This is a genomic window from Kitasatospora griseola (assembly GCF_014648555.1).
Classification (GTDB): domain Bacteria; phylum Actinomycetota; class Actinomycetes; order Streptomycetales; family Streptomycetaceae; genus Kitasatospora; species Kitasatospora griseola.
This window is the reverse complement of sequence record NZ_BMRI01000002.1, coordinates 146,901-165,613: the sequence shown is the minus strand read 5'-3', so window position 1 is coordinate 165,613 and position 18,713 is coordinate 146,901. Positions and strand designations below refer to the sequence as shown.

At 72.7% G+C, this 18,713-nt stretch carries 17 protein-coding genes; 13 read left to right on the top strand and 4 right to left on the bottom strand.

Annotation, left to right across the window (positions count from 1 at the left end; genetic code table 11):
* The first annotated feature begins 132 nt into the window (after positions 1 to 132).
* Positions 133 to 1,254: a DegT/DnrJ/EryC1/StrS family aminotransferase gene (locus IEZ12_RS03265; RefSeq protein WP_189270686.1), complete on the top strand. Its 1,122-nt coding sequence runs from the start codon at positions 133 to 135 to the stop codon at positions 1,252 to 1,254.
* Positions 1,255 to 1,270: 16 nt separating this feature from the next.
* Complete coding sequence (locus IEZ12_RS03260; protein WP_189270685.1) at positions 1,271 to 2,362, top strand: Gfo/Idh/MocA family oxidoreductase; 1,092 nt, start codon at positions 1,271 to 1,273, stop codon at positions 2,360 to 2,362.
* Between the two features lie 63 nt (positions 2,363 to 2,425).
* Here IEZ12_RS03260 and IEZ12_RS03255 read toward each other — a convergent pair whose 3' ends face one another.
* Entirely contained in the window at positions 2,426 to 3,712 is a 1,287-nt protein-coding gene (locus tag IEZ12_RS03255) for a cytochrome P450 (protein ID WP_189270683.1), read from the bottom strand.
* Positions 3,713 to 3,728: 16 nt separating this feature from the next.
* Complete coding sequence (locus IEZ12_RS03250; RefSeq protein WP_189270681.1) at positions 3,729 to 5,084, bottom strand: glutamine synthetase family protein; 1,356 nt, start codon at positions 5,082 to 5,084, stop codon at positions 3,729 to 3,731.
* A gap of 332 nt (positions 5,085 to 5,416) precedes the next feature.
* On the opposite strand from IEZ12_RS03250, the gene IEZ12_RS03245 reads away from it, so the two are divergent.
* From IEZ12_RS03245 to IEZ12_RS03200, 10 genes are all read left to right on the top strand, one after another.
* On the top strand, positions 5,417 to 5,605 hold the full coding sequence (locus IEZ12_RS03245) for a ferredoxin (protein WP_043910603.1): 189 nt from the start codon (positions 5,417 to 5,419) through the stop codon (positions 5,603 to 5,605).
* 4 nt (positions 5,606 to 5,609) lie between these two features.
* Positions 5,610 to 6,821, top strand: a complete 1,212-nt coding sequence (locus IEZ12_RS03240) for an NAD(P)/FAD-dependent oxidoreductase (RefSeq protein WP_268250230.1) — start codon at positions 5,610 to 5,612, stop codon at positions 6,819 to 6,821.
* A 9-nt stretch (positions 6,822 to 6,830) separates the two neighbouring features.
* Positions 6,831 to 7,640, top strand: a complete 810-nt coding sequence (locus IEZ12_RS03235; protein ID WP_189270679.1) for an acetoacetate decarboxylase family protein — start codon at positions 6,831 to 6,833, stop codon at positions 7,638 to 7,640.
* A 30-nt stretch (positions 7,641 to 7,670) separates the two neighbouring features.
* Entirely contained in the window at positions 7,671 to 9,134 is a 1,464-nt protein-coding gene (locus tag IEZ12_RS03230) for an aldehyde dehydrogenase (protein ID WP_189270677.1), read from the top strand.
* Positions 9,127 to 10,059 carry a 3,4-dihydroxyphenylacetate 2,3-dioxygenase gene (locus IEZ12_RS03225; protein ID WP_189270676.1) on the top strand — a complete coding sequence of 311 codons (933 nt, stop codon included), beginning with the start codon at positions 9,127 to 9,129 and terminating at the stop codon, positions 10,057 to 10,059. The genes IEZ12_RS03230 and IEZ12_RS03225 overlap by 8 nt, the downstream gene beginning before the upstream one ends.
* 14 nt (positions 10,060 to 10,073) lie before the next feature.
* Complete coding sequence (locus tag IEZ12_RS03220) at positions 10,074 to 10,919, top strand: fumarylacetoacetate hydrolase family protein (RefSeq protein WP_189270674.1); 846 nt, start codon at positions 10,074 to 10,076, stop codon at positions 10,917 to 10,919.
* Positions 10,920 to 10,947: 28 nt separating this feature from the next.
* A complete protein-coding gene (locus IEZ12_RS03215; protein ID WP_189270672.1) occupies positions 10,948 to 11,559 on the top strand; it encodes a TetR/AcrR family transcriptional regulator in 612 nt (203 codons plus the stop codon).
* Positions 11,560 to 11,694: 135 nt separating this feature from the next.
* Positions 11,695 to 13,146 (top strand): APC family permease, encoded by a 1,452-nt coding sequence (locus tag IEZ12_RS03210; RefSeq protein WP_189270670.1) that lies wholly within the window; start codon positions 11,695 to 11,697, stop codon positions 13,144 to 13,146.
* Between the two features lie 59 nt (positions 13,147 to 13,205).
* Positions 13,206 to 14,687: an aldehyde dehydrogenase gene (locus IEZ12_RS03205; RefSeq protein ID WP_229847191.1), complete on the top strand. Its 1,482-nt coding sequence runs from the start codon at positions 13,206 to 13,208 to the stop codon at positions 14,685 to 14,687.
* Positions 14,684 to 15,412 (top strand): gamma-glutamyl-gamma-aminobutyrate hydrolase family protein, encoded by a 729-nt coding sequence (locus tag IEZ12_RS03200; protein WP_189270669.1) that lies wholly within the window; start codon positions 14,684 to 14,686, stop codon positions 15,410 to 15,412. The genes IEZ12_RS03205 and IEZ12_RS03200 overlap by 4 nt, the downstream gene beginning before the upstream one ends.
* A gap of 3 nt (positions 15,413 to 15,415) precedes the next feature.
* On the opposite strand, the gene IEZ12_RS03195 is transcribed toward IEZ12_RS03200, so the two are convergent.
* A complete protein-coding gene (locus tag IEZ12_RS03195; RefSeq protein ID WP_189270667.1) occupies positions 15,416 to 15,988 on the bottom strand; it encodes a MarR family winged helix-turn-helix transcriptional regulator in 573 nt (190 codons plus the stop codon).
* 158 nt (positions 15,989 to 16,146) lie between these two features.
* On the opposite strand from IEZ12_RS03195, the gene IEZ12_RS03190 reads away from it, so the two are divergent.
* Positions 16,147 to 16,977 carry a hypothetical protein gene (locus IEZ12_RS03190; RefSeq protein WP_189270665.1) on the top strand — a complete coding sequence of 277 codons (831 nt, stop codon included), beginning with the start codon at positions 16,147 to 16,149 and terminating at the stop codon, positions 16,975 to 16,977.
* An 82-nt stretch (positions 16,978 to 17,059) separates the two neighbouring features.
* Here the strand turns inward: IEZ12_RS03190 and IEZ12_RS03185 are convergent.
* On the bottom strand, positions 17,060 to 18,713 hold a 1,654-nt coding region (locus tag IEZ12_RS03185; RefSeq protein ID WP_268250229.1), incomplete at its 5' end, for a zinc-ribbon domain-containing protein.

The following is an 18,713-nucleotide window of genomic DNA, read 5'->3' as shown; positions in this document are numbered from 1 at the left end:
GACGCCCGGGTCAGCGACCGGACGGCCACCGCCCTCGACGGCATCCTGCCCACGCTGCCGCACCGCGGCGTCCACCCCCGCGCGGAGCGCCTGTGCTCCCCCTCGAAAACCCCTCGGACGGAGGGCTGACTCATGAGCAGGCTCCTGCATGTGCCGTTCACCGGCGCCGACCGTGAATTCGACGACATCGGCCCGGAGATGATGACGGCGATCGAAAAGGTCTTCCGCTCGGGTCAGGTGATGAACGGGGAATCCGTGCACCGCCTGGAACAGACCCTGGCGGACCTCGCCGGCCGCGCCCACGCCCGGGTGGTGAACTCGGGCACCGACGCGGTGTACTTCGCCCTGGTGGCGGCCGGCATCGGCGAGGGCGACGAGGTGCTGGTCGGCGACATCTCGTTCGTCGCGACGCTGCACGCGATCGTCCGGACCGGCGCGACCCCGGTGTTCGTCGACGTGACCGACGAGGGCACCATCGACCTCGACCTGGCCGAGGAGGCCGTCGGGCCGCGCACCAAGGCGCTGGTGATGGTGCAGCTGTACGGGCGGATGGCCGCGCCCGACCCGGTGGAGAAGTTCGCCCGGGCGCACGGCCTGGCGCTGGTCGAGGACGCGGCGCAGTCGCTGGGCGCCGAGGTGTCCGGGCGACGCAGCGGCACGCTGGGGCTGGCCGGTTGCCACAGCTTCGACGCGATGAAGGTGATCCCCGCGCCGGGAACGGGCGGTGTGGTGCTGACGGACGACCCGGCGGTCGCCGACAGCGTCGAACAGCTGCGCCGCTGGGGCTTCTCGCACGCCGGCACCGTGGTGCGGCTGGGGCACAACTCGCAGATGTCCTCGCTGACCGCCGCCGTCCTCGCGGTCAAACTCGACCAGGAGGAACGGTGGTTGAAGCAGCGCCGGGCGACCGCCTCGACCTACTCGGCAGCCTTCGGCGACCTCGGGTGCGGCCTGCCGGAGCACGGCTCGTTCCGCGAGAACATCTTCCACAAGTACGTCCTGCGCACCCCGCGCCGGGACGAGCTGGCCGCCGCCCTGAAGGCCGCCGGCGTCGAGACGCTCGTGCACTACCCGTACGCGCTGCACGAACTGCCGTTCATGGCACGGCACCCGCACCGGGTGGTCGGCGACGGCCGGGCGAAGAAGCACGCCGGCGAGGTGATCTCGCTGCCGATCCACCCCTACCTCACCGACCAGGAGATCGACCACGTCGTGACCAGCACCCGCGAAGTGCTCGCCGCGGCCGGCCGATGAACAGGCGGAGGACACCATGACCACCACCGGGCAGGTCCGCTACCAGTTCGAGTACGAGGACCCGATCCGCTGCGCCTTCATCGGCGCCGGCGGGCACTCGTACCGGAACATCTACCCGTCGTTCCAGTACGCCCCGGTCGACCTGCGGGCGATCTGCGACCTCGACGGCGACCGGGCCGCCAAGTACGCGCGGATCTTCGGCGCCGCCCACACCTACACCGACCACCGGGAGATGCTGGAGCGGGAGCGGCCGACCGCGGTGTTCATCGTGACGGCGTACGACCCGGACGGGCGGCTCCAGGCCGTCGACCTGGCGCTGGACTGCCTGGCGGCCGGGGCGCACGTCTGGATGGAGAAACCCACCGCGACGTCGACCGCCGAGGTCGAGCAGCTCCAGGCAGCGGCGCGCAGCGCCGGCCGCACCGTGGTGACCGGGATGAAGACGGTGTTCTCGCCGGTGATGTCCCGGGTGAAGGAGATCGTCTCCGGGGCGGAGTTCGGCGGGCCCTCGTCGATCTCCGTCCGCTACCCGCTGTCGATGCCGGCGTACGAACGGCGCACCGACCTGGCGGCGATGAACTGGTTCCTGGACTGCATCTTCCATCCGGCCGCCGTGCTGCTCCACCTGATGGGCCCGCTCGACCGGATCAGCCACGAGTGGGAGGAGCGCACCGGGGCCAGCGTCACCGTGATGCGGTTCGAGTCGGGCGCGATCGGGACGCTGCACCTCACGGCGGGGGAGTCGCCGAGCAGCCCGTCCAGCCGGGTGGAGGTGATCGGCGACAACGCCAACGTGGTGGTGGAGAACGGGACTTCGGTCACCTACTATCGTCCGACGCCGGCCCGCGCGTACGGCCGCACTGGGTCGTTCCTGGTGCCGACGGAGAGCGCGCCGCTGCACTGGGAGCCCGAGTACTCCTACGGGCAGCTCTACAACAAGAACCTCTTCTACCTGGGATACGTCGACGAGATCGGCTACTTCTGCGACTGCGTGCGGAACGGCACCACCCCCGAACTCGGGTCGCTCGATCAGGCGTTCCACATCCTGCAGCTCTTCGAGGCCTACCGCCGCGCCGAGCCGGGGACGTGGACGACCGTCAAGGTGTGACGGGGCGACCCGGCAGCGACCCCGCCGGCGGCTGCGGCCGGCGGGGTCCTGGCGGTGCCGGTCTCAGGCGAGGGTGACCGAGACGGGCAGCTTCTTGATGCCGTTGACGAAGTTGGAGCGGACCCGGGGGACGTCGCCGGCCAGCTCGATCGAGGCCAGGCGGGGGATGAGCTCCTCGAACATGATGCGGATCTCGGTGCGGGCGAGCAGGTTGCCCAGGCACAGGTGAGGGCTGCCCTTGCCGAAGGTGATGTGGTCGTTGTCCTGCCGGGTGACGTCGAAGTCGTAGGGGTTGCCGAAGACCTCCTCGTCGCGGTTGCCGGAGGCGAACCACATGACGACCTTGTCGCCCTCCTTGATGTTCTTGCCGCCGAGCTCGACGTCGCGGGTGGCGGTGCGGCGGAAGTGGTAGACGGGGGAGGACCAGCGCAGGAACTCCTCGACCGCGGCGGGGATCAGCGAGGGGTCCTGCTGGAGGCGGGCGAGCTGCTCGGGGTGCTGGAGCAGGGCCAGCATGGAGTGGCTGATGGTGTGGCGGGTGGTCTCGTTGCCGGCCACCACCAGCAGCAGGAAGTAGTTGTCGAAGTCCTGCGCGGACAGCGGCACGCCGTCCTTCGGGGTCTCGTTGACCAGCCGGGAGATCAGGTCGGTGCCCGCTCCGCCGCGGCGCTGCGCGGCGAGTTCGCGGCCGTAGGCGAACACCTCCAGCGAGGCGGGGGAGCGGAACGGCAGGTCGCGGTACTTCTCGCTCTCCGCGGAGTGCAGCAGGACGTCGGCGTAGTCGGGGTCGGTGTTGCCGATGATCCGGTTGCCCCAGTCGATGAGCTGCTGGTTGTCCTCCGGCGGGACGTCCAGCAGCCGGGCCAGGACGTTGATCGGGAAGTCGGCGGAGACCTCCTTGACGAAGTCGAAGGTGCCCTTGGCGAGCGCGGCGTCCAGCGTGGTGGCGGTCAGGCCGCGCAGGAAGTCGGCGTAGCTGTTGATCACGCTCGCGCCGAACTGGCGCTGCAGCAGGCTGCGCAGGGCGCGGTGGCGGACGCCGTCGAGCTCCAGGATGGAGGCGCGCTTCTTGATCTGGTCGTCGTCGACCTCCTCCAGGTTGACGAACCGGGCGGAGGTGAAGGTCTCGGCGTCGCGGTCGACGCGGGCGATGTCGGCGTGCTTGGTGAGCGCCCAGAAGCCGGAGTTGGGCGCCTCCTCCGCCTGCCAGTGCACCGGGTCCTGGTGGCGCAGGGTGTGGAACATCCGCCACGGGGTGACGCCGTCGGTGAAGTTGTCGAGATCGGCCAGGTTCACCTGGTCCAGCGGCATCGGCTCGGACGCGGCGGACCGGTCGGGTGCGGTGGTCATGGGTTCGCTCCTCGGCTTACAGGTGGTAGGCGTACTCGGTGAACTCCCAGTCGGTGACGTGCCGATGGAAGCGGGCGACCTCGTCGCGCTTGTACGAGAGGTAGGCGGTGGTGAAGTCCTTGCCGAGCAGCTCGGTCAGCGCGGTGTCGGCCTCCAGCGCGTCGAGCGCGTCGGGCAGCGACTGCGGCAGCACCGGGGACTTGGCGGGGTCGTAGCCGTAGCCCTCCAGCGGGGCGGGCGGCTCGTCGCCGGCCACCACGCCGAGCAGCGCCGCCGCGACGGTGCCGGCGATCAGCAGGTAGGGGTTGGCGCTGGCGTCCCCGAGGCGCAGTTCGAAGCGGGAGCCGGCGCCGCGCTCCGGCGGGATGCGGACCATGGCGCTGCGGTTGTCCAGGCCCCAGTCGATCAGCCAGGGGGCGAGGGTGTCGGGGCCGAAGCGCTTGTAGGAGTTGACCGTCGGGTTGGACAGCGCGGCGAGCGCGGGGGCGTGGGCGAGGATGCCGGCCACCGCGTGCCGGGCGGTGGTGCTCAGGCCGTACGGCGCGGACGGGTCGTCGAACAGGTTGCCGCCCTCGTCGTCGGTGCAGGACAGGTGCAGGTGGAAGCCGGAGCCGCCGGCGCCCATGAACGGCTTGGCCATGAAGGTGGCCAACCGGCCTTCCTGGCGGGCCAGTTCCTTGACGGCGGCCTTGAAGCGGAAGGCCCGGTCGGCGGCCGACATGGCGTCCGAGTGGGTCAGGTTGATCTCGAACTGCGAGCCGTCGAACTCGTGGTTGCCGCTGGTGACGCCGATGTTCAGCTCGCGCAGTTGGCGCAGGGTGCGCAGCAGGTGGTTGTCGCCGTCGGCGCGCAGGCCCGCGGTGTAGACGACGCCGGCGGCGTCGCTGTAGCGGCGCCAGCCGCGGGCGGTGTCGGGGGCCGGGTCGCACAGGAAGTACTCGAGCTCCGGTCCGACGACCGGGTGCAGCCCGTACTCGCGGGCCCGGTCGACGACGGCGCGCAGCAGGTCGCGGGGTGACTCGGGGGCGGGGCGTCCGGTGGCCGGGTCGGTGACGTCGCCGAGGCAGGAGGCGACGCCGGGCTCCCAGGGCAGCGGGGTGAGGGTGTCGAGGTCGGGGCGGACGCAGATGTCGGGCAGGCCCGCGTCCAGGCCGCCGGGGACGGGGACGACGTCGCCCTGCGGGCTGGTGTGGTAGACGGCGCGGCAGAACGCGAGGCCGTGGTCGCAGGCCGAGGGCAGGTGGTCCAGCAGCACGTCCCGGGCCCGTTCGGTGCCGATCAGGTCGGGATAGGTCACCCGGACCACGTCGATGCCCTGGGCGGCCAGCCGCTCCATGTGCTGGCGGACGGGCGGGGTGTCGGATGCGCTCACCGGTGTCTCCTGTGGGGAAGTGTGGGGCGCCGCCCGGGGCGCGGGGGTGCGGCTGCTCGCGGCGCTGGGCTGTACCGATCGAGAGACACCGGAGTTCGCGGCCCTGGGGGGAGGGGGTGCGGCGGCGTCGGGACTGCGGGGGAGGCGCAGGAACCGCTCGCTGTTGGTGGCCAACCGTAGAGACGCAGGTCACCGCCCCGCAAGGGGTCCGACGCAGAAATTTATCCATCCGTATAGCTATTGACCCGGGGTCGACCGGTTCCTATGTTGTTTGACGCCAAATGACTTTCCCGGCGCCCCCTCAGCCCCACCCACCCCCAGGAGGACCGGCCATGCAGGTCGTCGTCGACATGAACAAGTGCCAGGACCACGGCCAGTGCGTCTTCGCCGCCCCCGACGTCTTCTCCTTCGACGAAACCGGCCGGCTCGCGTACGTCGCCGACCCCGACGAGGCCCTGCGCGCCGACGTCGAGGAGGCCGCCGACGTGTGCCCGCTGCAGGCCATCCGGATCGAAGGCTGACCCGGTGAGCACCGCACCCGTCGTGGTCGCCGGCGCCTCCATGGCCGGCCTGCGCACCGCCGAACAGCTGCGCGCCGCCGGCTGGACCGGCCCGATCACCCTCGTCGGCGACGAACCCCACGCGCCGTACAACCGGCCCCCGCTGTCCAAGGAGGTCCTGGCCGGCAAGGCCGGGTTCGACTCGCTCGCCTTCCGCCCCCGGGCCGCCGTCGCCGACGTCGAGTGGCGGCTCGGGACCTCGGTGGTCCGCGCCGACCTCGCGCGGCAGGCCGTCGAGCTCTCCGACGGCGGGAGCCTGTCGTACACCGCACTGGTCGCCGCCACCGGCATGCGCCCGCGCCGCCTGCGCTGCCCCGGCCCCACCGCCGGACGGCACACCGTCCGCACCCTGGACGACGCCCAGGCGCTGCGCGAAGCACTGACCGCACCCGGCGTGCGGGTGGTGGTGGTCGGTGCCGGCTTCATCGGCTGCGAGGTCGCCGCCACCGCCATGGCCCTCGGCGCCGCCGAGGTCACCGTGGTCGACCCGCTGCCGCTGCCGATGGCCGGACCGCTCGGCGAACTGCTCGGTGGCGCGCTGAAGCGCCGTCACGAACAGCGCGGCGTCCGCTTCGCGCTCGGCTGCGGCGTCACCGGCTTCGAGGGCGAGGGCCGCGTCACCGGCGTGGCGCTCGCCGACGGCCGGGTGCTGCCCGCCGACGTGGTGGTGGAGTCGGTCGGCTCGATCGCCAACACCGAATGGCTCGACGGCAACGGACTCGACCTCGCCGACGGCGTCCTCACCGACGAGCACCTGCGGGTCGGCGGCCGGCCCGAGGTGGTCGCCGTCGGCGACGTCGCCCGCTTCCCCAACGCCCGCTACGACGGCGTGCCCCGCCGCGTCGAGCACTGGTCGATCCCCACCGACACCGCCAAGCACGCCGCCAGGGTGCTGGTCGCCCACCTCGCCGGCACCCAGCACGGCCTCGACCCGTTCGCGCCGCTGCCGACCTTCTGGAGCGACCAGCACGACTTCCGCCTCCAGTCCTTCGGCGCCCCCGCCCTCGGCCGCGAGGACGTGCGCGTCCTGGACGGCGACCCCGACGGGGACGTCCTGGTCGGCTACCACCACCGCGACCGCCTGATCGGCGTCGTCGCCCTCGGCGGCCAGCAGGCCGCGGCCGCCGCCGCCCGCTACCGCGCCGAGCTGCTCCGGCAGCCCGCCCCCACCGCGTAAGGAATCCAAGTGGCCAGTGTCCGTGGGTACTTCCACCCCAAGACCGCGACGGGCTCCTCGTCGCTGATCCCCTCGCCGCCGTGGCACTACTCCGGCGACCTGCTCACCGTCGAGTACCGCACCGACCCGGAGCGGGTGCGCGAACTGCTGCCCGAGCCGCTGGAGCTCGCCGACGAGGACCCCGGCGCCGTCGCGCTGATCTGGGCCGACTGGCAGTCCTGCTCCGCCTCCGGGCAGGAACTGCTCGACCCGGTGCTCTCCCAGTACAAGGAGGCGTTCGCCGTGGTCCGCTGCAAGTTCCAGGGGCAGACGTACTCGCGCTGCGTGTACATCTGGGTCGACAAGGACTTCGCGATCGCCCGCGGCCTGCACCAGGGCTACCCGAAGAAGCTCGGCTCGATCCACCAGACCCGCCCGCACGTCTACGGCCCCGCGCCGCGGATCGAGGCCGGCGCCCGGTTCGGCGCCACCCTCGCCGCCGCCGACCGGCGCCTCGCCCAGGCCGTCGTCACGCTGCGCGAGCCGTCCACGACCAACGGGTTCGTCAACGGCCACCCGATGGCGCACCACCGCTGGCTGCCGTCGATCGAGAAGGGCCGGGGCCTCGCCCTGGACGAGCTGGTCTCCTCCGGCGCCGCCTCCTTCGAGGCCGGACCGGCCTGGGTCGGCGACTTCGACCTGGAGCTGTTCGAGTCGCCCACCGAGGAGCTCGCCCGGCTGGAGATCCGCGAACCCATCGCCGCCTACTACCGGCAGGTCGGCGTGGTCTGGGACGGCGGCCGACTGCTCGCCTCCAACACCACCACCGTCGGTCAGTGAATGCCCGTGCCCAGCAAGGAAATTGACGCAATGAGCGGACACCTCACCACCGTCGCCGGGGTCGCCGTCGACACCCGGCACTGGATCGGCGGCGAACGCGTCGCCTCCGCCGCGACCTTCACCGACCACTCGCCGATCGACGGCGGCGTGCTCGGCGAGATCGCCCGCGGCACCGCGACGGAGGCGCACGCCGCCGTCGCCGCCGCCAAGGCCGCCTTCCCCGGTTGGGCCGCCACCCCGCGCGCCGAGCGGGCCCGGCTGCTGCACGCCGTCGCCGACGGCGTCGAGCGGCGGCTGGAGGACCTGGCCGTCGTGGAGACCGCCGACAACGGCGCCCTGCTGCGCTCGCACCGGCGCGGCGTCATGCCCCGGGTCGCGCACAACTTCCGGTTCTTCGCCGACTGGCTGCTGACCCTCGACCACGAGGACTTCGACACCCGCGGCCACACCAACCACGTCAGCTGGGACCCGGCCGGCCCGTGCGTGCTGATCACGCCGTGGAACGCCCCGCTGATGCTGGCCACCTGGAAGATCGCCCCGGCGCTGGCGGCCGGCAACACGGTCGTCCTCAAGCCCGCCGAGTGGACGCCGATGACGGCCTCGCTGCTCGCCGACATCGCCGCCGAGGCCGGGCTGCCGGCCGGCGTCCTCAACGTGGTGCAGGGCCTCGGCCCGGAGATCGGCGACGCGCTGACCTCGCACCCCGACGTGCGCCGGATCAGCTTCACCGGCTCCGTCCCCACCGCCAAGCACATCGCCGCGTCCGCTGCCGCCAACCTCACCCCGCTCAGCCTCGAACTCGGCGGCAAGTCCCCGCTGTTGGTCTTCGCCGACGCCGACCTCGACCTCGCCGTCGAGCTCGCCGTCGAGCAGTACGACAACGCCGGGCAGGTCTGCCTGGCCGCCACCCGGCTGCTGGTCGAGGAGTCCGTCGCCGAGGAGTTCACCCGCCGTTTCGTCGAGAGGGCCGGGCAGCTGAAGCAGGGCGACCCGCGCGAGCTGCCGACCGACCTCGGCCCGAACATCCACGAGCGCCAGCTGGAGAAGATCGACGGCTTCGTGCAGCGTGCGATCGGCGCCGGAGCCCGCGCCGTCATCGGCGGCGAGCGCCTGGCCGGCCAGTTCTACGCGCCGACGCTGCTCACCGACGTCGCGCAGGACTCGGAGATCGTCCAGGAGGAGGTCTTCGGCCCCGTCCTGACGCTGCAGACCTTCCGCGACGAGGCCGAGGCCGTCCGCCTCGCCAACGACACCCGGTTCGGCCTGGCCGCCACCCTCGCCACCGGCTCGCGCGAGCGCGCCGACCGCGTCACCGGGCAGCTGGTCGCGGGCACCGTCTGGGTCAACTGCTTCTTCGTCCGCGACCTCCAGGCCCCGTTCGGCGGCTCCCGGCACTCGGGCGTCGGCCGCGAGGGCGGCACCTGGAGCTTCGACTTCTACTGCGACGTCAAGAACACCGTCACCGCGCCGAAGGGATGGCAGGAGAATGGGTGAGATCGTCGGGGCGGGCCTGCTCGCCCACGTCCCCACCGTGGTGCTTCCCGAGGAGATCCGGCGGGAGCTGAACGAGGGCCGGGAGATCACCCTCGTCACCGGCCTCCGACAGCTGCGCGAGGAGGTGTTCGGGCGGGACGACTACGACACCGTGGTGGTGCTGGACTCGCACTGGGCGACCACTGTCGAGTTCGTGGTCACCGCGCAGCAGCGCCGGGCCGGGCTGTTCACCTCCGAGGAACTGCCGCGCGGCATGTGCCGGATGCCCTACGACTTCCCCGGCGACCCCGAACTCGCCCACAACATCGCGTCGTTCGCCGACAGGCACGGCACCTGGATCACCCCGATCGACGACCCGTACCTGCCGATCTTCTACGCCACCGTCAACCTGTGGAAGTACCTCGGCGAGGGCCTGCCCGACAAGCGCTGGGTGACCATCGGCGTCTGCCAGACCGGCGACGCGGAGGACCACCTGCGGCTCGGCCGCGCGCTGGCCGACGGCATCGCCGCCACCCCGGGCCGCCGGGTGCTGCTGATCGCCTCCGGCGCGCTGTCGCACACCTTCTGGCCGCTGCGCGAGCTGCGGGGGCACGAGTCCAGCGACCCGTCGCACATCTTCACGCCCGAGGCGCGGGCCGCCGACGAGCAGCGGATCGAGTGGTTCAAGGACGGCCGCCACGACCAGGTCCTGGACACCATGGACGAGTTCGGGAAGTACAAGCCCGAGGCCCGGTTCGCCCACTACCTGATGATGGCCGGCGCGCTCGGCGAGCGGGAGTGCACCGCCAGGGCCCGCCAGTACGGCGAGTACGAGAACTCCATCGGCACCGGCCAGGTCCACCTCTGGTTCGACCGCCCGGACGACGGCTGGACCGGCGCCGGACTGCCCGAGGACGCACCCCGCCACCCCCACCGCCTCACCTGAGAAAGGCCCCCGCCATGCCCGAGTACCGCCGCATCCTGCTCGACGGCGCCGTCGTCGAGACCGTCCGCGACGGCGAGGAACTGGTCGCCGGTGACGGCCGCCGGGTCGCCGTCGCCGACGCCCACCACCTGCCGCCCGTGGTGCCGTCCAAGGTGATCGCCGTCCACCTCAACCACCGCAGCCGGGTGGAGGAGTTCCGGATCGGCCTGCCCGACACCCCCACCTACTTCCACAAGCCGACCTCCTCGCTGAACTCGCACGGCGGCGCGATCGTCCGCCCCGAGGGCTGCAAGTGGCTCAACTACGAGGGCGAGGTGGCGATCGTCATCGGGAGGACCGCGCGCAACATCTCCCCCGAGGAGGCGGGCGACCACATCGCCGGCTACACCGTCGCCAACGACTACGGCCTGCACGACTTCCGGGACACCGACGCCGGCTCGATGCTCCGGGTCAAGGGCGCCGACACGCTGTGCCCGCTCGGCCCCGGCCTGGTCACCGACTGGGACTTCCGGGGGAAGAAGCTGCGCACCTACGTCAACGGCGAGGTGGTCCAGGACGGCTCCACCGGCGAGATGACCTGGGACATGCACTACCTGGTCGCCGACATCGCCCGCACCATCACGCTGTACCCCGGCGACGTGCTGCTCTCCGGCACGCCCGCGAACTCCCGTCCGGTGCAGCCGGGCGACGTCGTCGAGGTGGAGGTCGAGGGCCTCGGCCGGCTCACCAACCACATCGTCACCGGCCCGACGGCGATCCGCACCGACGTGGGCGCGCAGCCCACCGAGTCGGAGGAAGTGCTGTCCACCGCGCTCGGCGGGGACTGGGAGTTCCGCGGCATCCGGCCGCCGAAGCGCTGAACCGGTGCCTCCCGGTAGGGTCGCGGCCATGAACGACCCGAAGCCCCCCACCCGCAAGCGCGTCACCAACTACGGGACGGGCCGCACCGCGCTGCTGGAGGCGGCGGTGCGGGTGGTGGCCCGGGGCGGGCTGCGCAACCTCACCTACCGGGCCGTCGCGGAGGAGGCCGGGGTCACCCACGGCCTGGTGGTGCACCACTTCGGTTCGCGGGACGCGCTGATCGAGGAGGCGGTGGCGCACGCCATCCGCTCCTCGCTGAGCAGCAGCGCGCTGGAGGCCGGCACGGGGGGCCCGGCCGAGTTCGCGGCGGGCCTGGCCGACATGGTCGAGGCCGGGCCCGAACTGCAGGTGTTCCAGTACGAGTTGCTGCTGGAGGCGCGCCGCCGGCCGGAACTGCTGGCGCACCTGCGCGGGCTGTACGAGGAGTACTTCGAGGCCAGCCGGCGCGAGCTGGACCGGATTCTGCCCGGCCCGGTGAGCCCCGGCCTGTCCCGGCTGGTGTTCGCCGCGCTGGAGGGCCTGGTGCTGCACCAGCTGGTGTTCGGCGAACGGGCGGCCACCGAGGGCGCGCTGGCCGAACTCCGCGGCCTGCTGGAGGGTTTGGCGTCCCGCGCGGACTCGGAGCCGGACGAGCGCTGACCTGCGCGGCCCGCTTCGAACTGTTACCGCGCGAGCGGTGCGAAACCCTTGCCAAACGGACTGCCTGCCTCCACGATGAGGCAACTCGTTTGACCTGAAACGATTCCCCCCACTTCGATCTGGCAGGTGATCCGTGTGGACAGTCAGACGGCTTCCCGTGAACGGACCGTGCGGCACGCCCCCACCAGTGCCACCCTCAAGCCCAACGCCCTCGGCGTCCTGGGCATCCTCTTCTTCGTCCTGTCCGGCCAGGCCCCGCTGACCGGCATCGCCGGCGCCGCCCCCATCTCGGTCGCCATCGGCAACGGCGCCGGCACCCCCGCCGCCTACGTGGTGGCCGGCGTCGTCATCCTGTTGTTCTCCGTCGGCTTCATCGCGATGGGACGGCACGTCGTCGACGCGGGCGCCTTCTACACCTACATCGGCACAGGCCTCGGCCGGTCCGCCGGGGCGGGCGGCGCGAGCGTCGCGCTGTTCGCCTACTGCGCCATCCAGGCCGGCATGTACGGCCTGTACGGCTCCATCGTCTCCTCGTTGGTCGCCGACCACACCTCGCTCGACCTGCCCTGGTGGGTCTACACCTTGGTCACCATGGCCGTGGTGCAGGCGCTCGGCGCCGCCGGCATCGAGATGGGCGCCAAGGTGCTCGCCGCCTTCGTGCTCGCCGAGTTCAGCATCCTGCTGGTCTTCGGCCTGGTCACGCTGTTCAAGGGCGGCGGCCCCGAGGGCCTCGGCGTGGCCGAGAGCTTCTCCCCGTCCGCCGCCCTGCAGGGCGCGCCCGGCATCGCCGTGATGTTCGCCCTGGCGTCCATGTTCGGCTTCGAGGCCACCGCCATCTACGGCGAGGAGGCCCGCGAGCCGAAGAAGACCGTGCCGCGCGCCACCTACCTCTCGGTGCTGGTGGTCACCGGATTCTTCGCCCTCACCTCCTGGTCGCTGATCTCCGCGCACGGCGCGTCCAAGGCCCCCGGGGCCGCCAACGCGGCGCTGGCCGCCGGCGACTCCGCCGGATTCGTGTTCGCCCCCATCGCCGACCTGTTCGGCGGCTGGGTCAACAGCGTCCTGCCGGTCCTGCTGGCCACCTCGCTGTTCGCCGGCGTCCTCACCTTCCACAACTCCGCCGCCCGCTACCTGTTCTGCCTCGGCCGGGACGGCCAACTCCCGTCCTCGCTGGCCCGGTTGAACGTCCGGCACGCCCCCGCCGCGGCAGGCAGGGTGCAGACCGTCATCGCCGTGCTGCTGATCGCGCCGTTCGCGATCGCCGGGCAGGACCCGGTGCTGACCCTGTTCTCCTGGTTCAGCGGCCTCGCCGTCCTCGCCATGATGCTGCTCTACCTGCTGACCTCGGTCTCCGTGGTGGTGTTCTTCCGCCGAAACCGGGTCGACACCCGGCCGTGGAACACCGTGATCGCCCCCGTGCTGGGCGCACTCGGCATCGCCGGCGCCATCTGGCTGATCCTCGCCAACTTCACCACTCTGATCGGCGGACAGCTCGGCACCGCCCTGTGGCTGGTCCTGTCGGTGCCCGTGGTGCTGGCGGCCGGAGTGGTCAACCAGCGGATCCGGCAACGGCGTTCGCACACCTGACTCACCGTGGGGCGCGCGCCCGGCCGTCGGGCGCGCGCCCACCCTTCCTGGAGGACCGCATGACCCACGAGGACTGGCTGCACCGGGCCGAGACGCTGCGCCCCGTCACCACGCACCTGATCGACGGCGCCGACGAGGCCGGCGGCGGCGCGGCGTTCGCCGTGGTGTCGCCCCGGGACGGCCGAGTGCTGGCCGAGGTCGCCGACGCCGGGGCCGCCGAGGTCGACGCGGCCGTCGCCGCCGCCCGCCGGGCCTTCGACCACGGCCCCTGGCCGCGGCTCGCCCCCGCCGAACGCGGCAGGGTGCTGCTGCGCTTCGCCGACCTGCTGGAGCAGCACCGGGCCGAACTCGCGCTCACCGTCAGCCTGGAGATGGGCAAGCCCGTCACCGACGCGCACGACATCGAACTGCGCGCCGTCATCAACACCTTCCGCTGGTACGGCGGCCTCGCCGACAAACTCACCGACGAAGCCCCGCACACCGCGCCCGACGCGCTCGCCCTGGTCACCCGCGAGCCCGCCGGCGTCGTCGGCGCGGTCGTCCCCTGGAACTTCCCGCTCACCCTGGCCGGTTGGAAGATCGCGCCCGCGCTGGCCGCCGGCTGCACGGTGGTGCTCAAGCCCTCGGAGCACTCGCCGCTGTCCGCGCTGCGGCTCGGCCGGATCGGCCTGGAGGCCGGACTGCCGCCCGGCGTGCTCAACATCGTCGCCGGCGACGGCCCGGTGGCCGGCCGGGCCCTCGGCCTGCACCCCGACGTGGACGTCCTCGCGTTCACCGGCTCCACCGCCGTCGGCCGTCAATTCCTGCACTACGCCGCCGACTCCAACCTCAAGCGGGTCTGGCTGGAGCTCGGCGGCAAGTCGCCCAACATCATCCTCCCCGACGCCCCCGACCTGGACCGGGCCGCGGCCACCGCCGCCTGGGGCATCTTCTTCAACCAGGGCGAGATGTGCACCGCGCCCTCCCGGCTGCTGGTGCACCGCTCGATCGCCGAACAGGTCACCGAGGCCGTGGTGGCCCGCGCCCGCGCTCTGCGGATCGGCGACCCGCTCGACCCCGCCACCGAGATGGGCGCCCTGGTCGGCGAGAGCCACCTGGGCCGCGTCCTCGGCCACGTCGGCACCGCCCTCGCCGAGGGCGCCCGCCTGCGCACCGGCGGCGCCCGGTTCGGAGTCGACACCGGCGGCTCGTACCTCGAACCGACCGTCTTCGACCAGGTCGCCCCCGACAGCCGCCTGGCCCGCGAGGAGGTCTTCGGCCCCGTCCTCGCCGTCCAGGCCTTCGACGACCTCGACGAAGCGGTCGCCCTCGCCAACGCCACCGAGTACGGCCTCGCCGCCGGCCTGTGGACCTCCGACCTCTCCACCGCCCACCTGGTCTCCCGCACCCTCAGAGCCGGTACGGTCTGGGTCAACTGCTACGAGGAGGGCGACCTCTCGGTGCCCTTCGGCGGCATGAAGCAGTCCGGCAACGGACGCGACAAGTCCGCGCACGCGCTGGAGAAGTACACCGAACTCAAGACCACTTGGATTCAACTGTGAGCCACCGCCCGCTGATTGCCGTCCCCGCCCGTTTCGCCGCGTCCACCTCCGCGCTGCGGTACGCCGCCGAGGTCAACGCCCGCACCCTGATCGAGGCCGTCTGGCGGGCCGGCGGCGAGCCCGTCGCGCTGCACCCGCACGCGCCCGGGGGCGTCGCCGACCCGGGGGAGGTGCGGGAGCGGCTGGCGCGGTTCGACGGGCTGCTGCTGCCCGGCGGCGGGGACCTCGCACCGCACCGCTACGGCTCGGCCGACGTGCACGAGGCGGTGTACGACGTGGACGACGAGCAGGACGCCTTCGACCTGGAGCTCGCCCGGGCCGCGATCGACGGCCGGGTGCCGACCCTGGCGATCTGCCGGGGCCTCCAGGTCGTCAACACGGTGCTGGGCGGGACGCTGCACCAGGACATGGGCGGCCCCGGGCACGAGCACCGCCACCTGCGCCACCCCGTCGCGCTCACCCCCGGCTCCGCGCTCGCGAAGACCACCGGCGGCGCGGCCGTGACGGAGGCGTCCTGCTACCACCACCAGCACGTCGACCGGCCGGGGGAGGGGCTGACCGTCACCGCCCGGGCCGCCGACGGGACCGTCGAGGCGCTCGAACTCGCCGACCACGACGGGTGGTTGGTGGCCGTGCAGTGGCACCCCGAGGACACCGCGCAGCACGACCCGGTGCAGCAGTCGATCTTCGACGGCCTGGTGCGGGCGGCCGCCGGAACCGACTGACCGTCAGCCGCGGGGCCGCCGGCCGCTGCGCCGCGGGGCCGGCTCCTCGCCGTTCAACAGCGACCGGCGCCGGTCCTCGCCGTGCTCCTCGACCTGGAGCACCACCCGGCGCAGCCCGTCGGCCAGGCTCTCGCACTCGGCGTCGCTCAACTGCGCGGTGACGAACGACTCCTCCTCGTTGAACGCCGGAAACACCCGCTGCATGAACTCCTCCCCCTCCGGGGTGAGCTCCAGCAGCACCAGCCGCCCGTCCGTCGGATGGTCGACCCGCCGCAGCAACCCGCGCGACTCCAGCGTGCGCGACACCCCCGTCAACGTGCCCTTGGAGATCCCGGCCTCCTCGGCGACCCGCCGCGTCTCCGACTCGCCCCACACCCACACCACCCAGAGCACCACGAACGCGGTCCACGTCAGGTCCGAGCCGCGCAGCACCGAGTTCTCCAGATGCTGCCGCACCGCGGACGCCGCCCGGTAGATGTTGGCCACCGCCGCCATCCGCTCCGCCCGCACGGGCGTGCCGCCGAGCTTCGCCCCGACGAGCCGCTCCGCTTCGTTGATGGACCGCTGGCTGGGCACGGGTGCTCCCTCCGTCCGTATCGTCACCACACACCGCGGGCCGGGCCCGCGACAGTTCGGTGTCGCATTGTACGGGCGTACGCGCAACGACCTCCGCCGCCGAAGCCCGGCCGGGCACGGGCGTGGACCGTCGCGCACGGCCGTGGGAGGGTTCCGCCATGTCGGACGCCTCGCCCTTCGGCGGATACCTGACCCGGCTGTTGGACCACCGGGGGACCCGGCCGAACGAACTCGCCGCGGCGTCCGGCGTCCCGGAACCGGAGCTCCGGGCCGTCCTCGCCGGGACGCTGCCGACGGTCGCCCAGCTCGACCTGCTGGCCCCGGCACTCGGGTTCCACGCCGCCGACCTGCACGTGATGGCCGGACTCGTGGTGCCGGAGGTGCTCGCGTACCGGCGGTCGGGAGGCATGAGGTCCCCGCTGATCGCGGCCTCCCGGGTGCTGTCACCGGACCGGACGGCCCGCGTCCTCGATCTGGTCGACCGGCTTCCGCGCGAGCCGTGGGGAGAGCCGCCCGGGCCGGCGCAGCACTTCGACGCCCGGGTGAGCGGTTTCGGGGCCGTGCTGGTCAACCTGCTGTGGTGGGGCCGGAACCTGCGGGCCCATGACACCGCCTGGGCCCTGCAAGGGCTCACCTGCGTGGGGCTCTCCCTGGCCACGGTCCCCGCCATCGGGCGCGGGTCGGCGCTCACGCCGGAGACCGCGGCGGGCATCGGCGTCGTCCTCGGCCTCGCGCCCGGGGACGTGCTGGCGATGGCCGGCCTGCCGCTCCCGGACCGGCCGTTCCAGGTGGAGCCGCAGGCGGACGAGACGGCGTCGCTGCTGTGGCACTGCCGCTACTTGACGGGGGAACAGGCCAAGTCGGCCGGCAAGGCTGCGGAAGCCCTGCTGCTGCCGGTGCCGGACGGAGCCCCGTCCGAGGAGTGGAACCGGGTCTACTCCTTGGGCGGTGTCTGGTGGGGAGGCCCGAAGGAGTGGACCGCCGGGTAGCCGGCCGGGCCGCAGGGTGGCGGCGTCACGGCCGAGCATCGGGTGGCCGCCCGAGCTGATGCGTCGTTCGGTCAGGGGTGGGTCAACTCCGGTCGGTGGTTGCCCAGTTCTTCACCCGCTCTATGACCTCGTCGGGGCGTGGGGCGGTCGAGTGGACGGTGAACTCGGTGTAGTCGGGGTGGGTGACGGGCAGGGGCGGGAGGGGGTGTTCGCGGAGGCGGGCGACCAGGTGGCCGGCGGCGAGGAGGTCGAGGGACTTCTCGGTGTCGAGGGTGGTCTTGTCGGCGTGCCAGTAGGAGCCGTCGTACTCGATGGCGAGCGTGCGGCCGTCGGGGAGCGGGACGGTGATGTCGACGGACCAGGTGTTGCGTCGGGCGAACGCGTCGTGGCGTACGGTCCGGCCGGACGCGGCGTCGCCGAAGATGTGCTGGGCGGCCGCGTGGTGGGCCAGTTCGACCTGTGACTTGCCGTGTTCCTGGCACTCGGGGCAGCCGCTGCCGTTCGCCCGGGAGGCCAGGGGCGCGTGCCAGGTGTGCCCGTCGGAGCAGGTCCAGGTGGGGACGAACGCGGTCAGCGCCGTCGGGCGCACCTGCCAGGCCGATAGCGGGTTGGCGGGGGACCACTCGGCGGCGAGGTCCGGGAAGTGGAAGGCCAGCGAGTCGAGGATGGTGCGGCAGACCGGGCAGCGCAGCCGCTGCCCCTTGTCACGCTGTTCGGGCGTCTCCTGCCACTCGTGGCCGCAGTTCGGGTCCTGCCACCACACGGTGCGGCGCGACCTGGGCGAGATCTTGGCCAGGCTGGTGCGGCCGTTGAGGCTCGGATGCCACTGGCCGGCGATCTCCGGGCTCAGCCGGAACGGGGCCGCCTCGACGGCCTCGATCTGCTGCCGGGCCTCGGTGGTCCTCCGGCTCCGGCAGGACGGGCAGCCCGAGTGCAGGTACCGCAGCGGGGACACCCGCGGGTGGTGGCCCTGCGGGCAGCGGAAGCGGCGCAGCGTGAGGTCGCCGGCGACGAACACCGAGCGCGGGTCCGCCTCGTCGGCCCACGCGTCGAGGAGCGCGGGGACGTCGGCGACCGGCGTCACCGCCAGGCGGGCCAACTCGGCGTCCTGCTCGGCCCGGTGCTTCGGTTCGCACGCCGGGCACTGCCGGCTGTGCAGCATGTGGCTGACCCGGGCGGTGAAGCGCAGGTCGCAGTCGGGGCAGCGCCAGGCGACCTCGCGGAGCGCGGTGAGGGTGACGGTCTCCCACTGCGCGGTGTCGTTGGCCTCGTGGTCCCACCAGGCGAGGACCGGCAGGCCCGAGTCCTTGAGCAGGTCCCGCTGCTTCTCGCCCGGGGCGTTGGACGTCTGCCGGGCCCGGCTCGGGTTGGTCTGGCACCGGCAGCCGAAGGCGATGTCGCCCAGCCGTTCGGCGCTGAGCCGCCCGCAGTACCGGCAGCGGACGTGGTGCGGGTCGTCCGCGAGCGACGGTTCGGCCAGCGCCGCCAGGTGGTCGTAGCCGTGCTCCTCCGCGTGGGCGCGCGCCTGCTCCACCGGGACGGGCGTCAGGTCCGCGTACGGGCCCTGGTTCTGCCGCGACTCGCGGGCCCACTCGCGCCAGTAGCAGGCCCGGCAGGCCGTCTCGCCCGCCCTGTTCCGGTCCAGCGTGTACTCGAACCGGTAGTGCGCCTCGCAGCCGCAGGTCAGGCACCTGGTCAGCCGCCAGGCCTTCGGCTTCTCGAACGGTTCCAGCGGC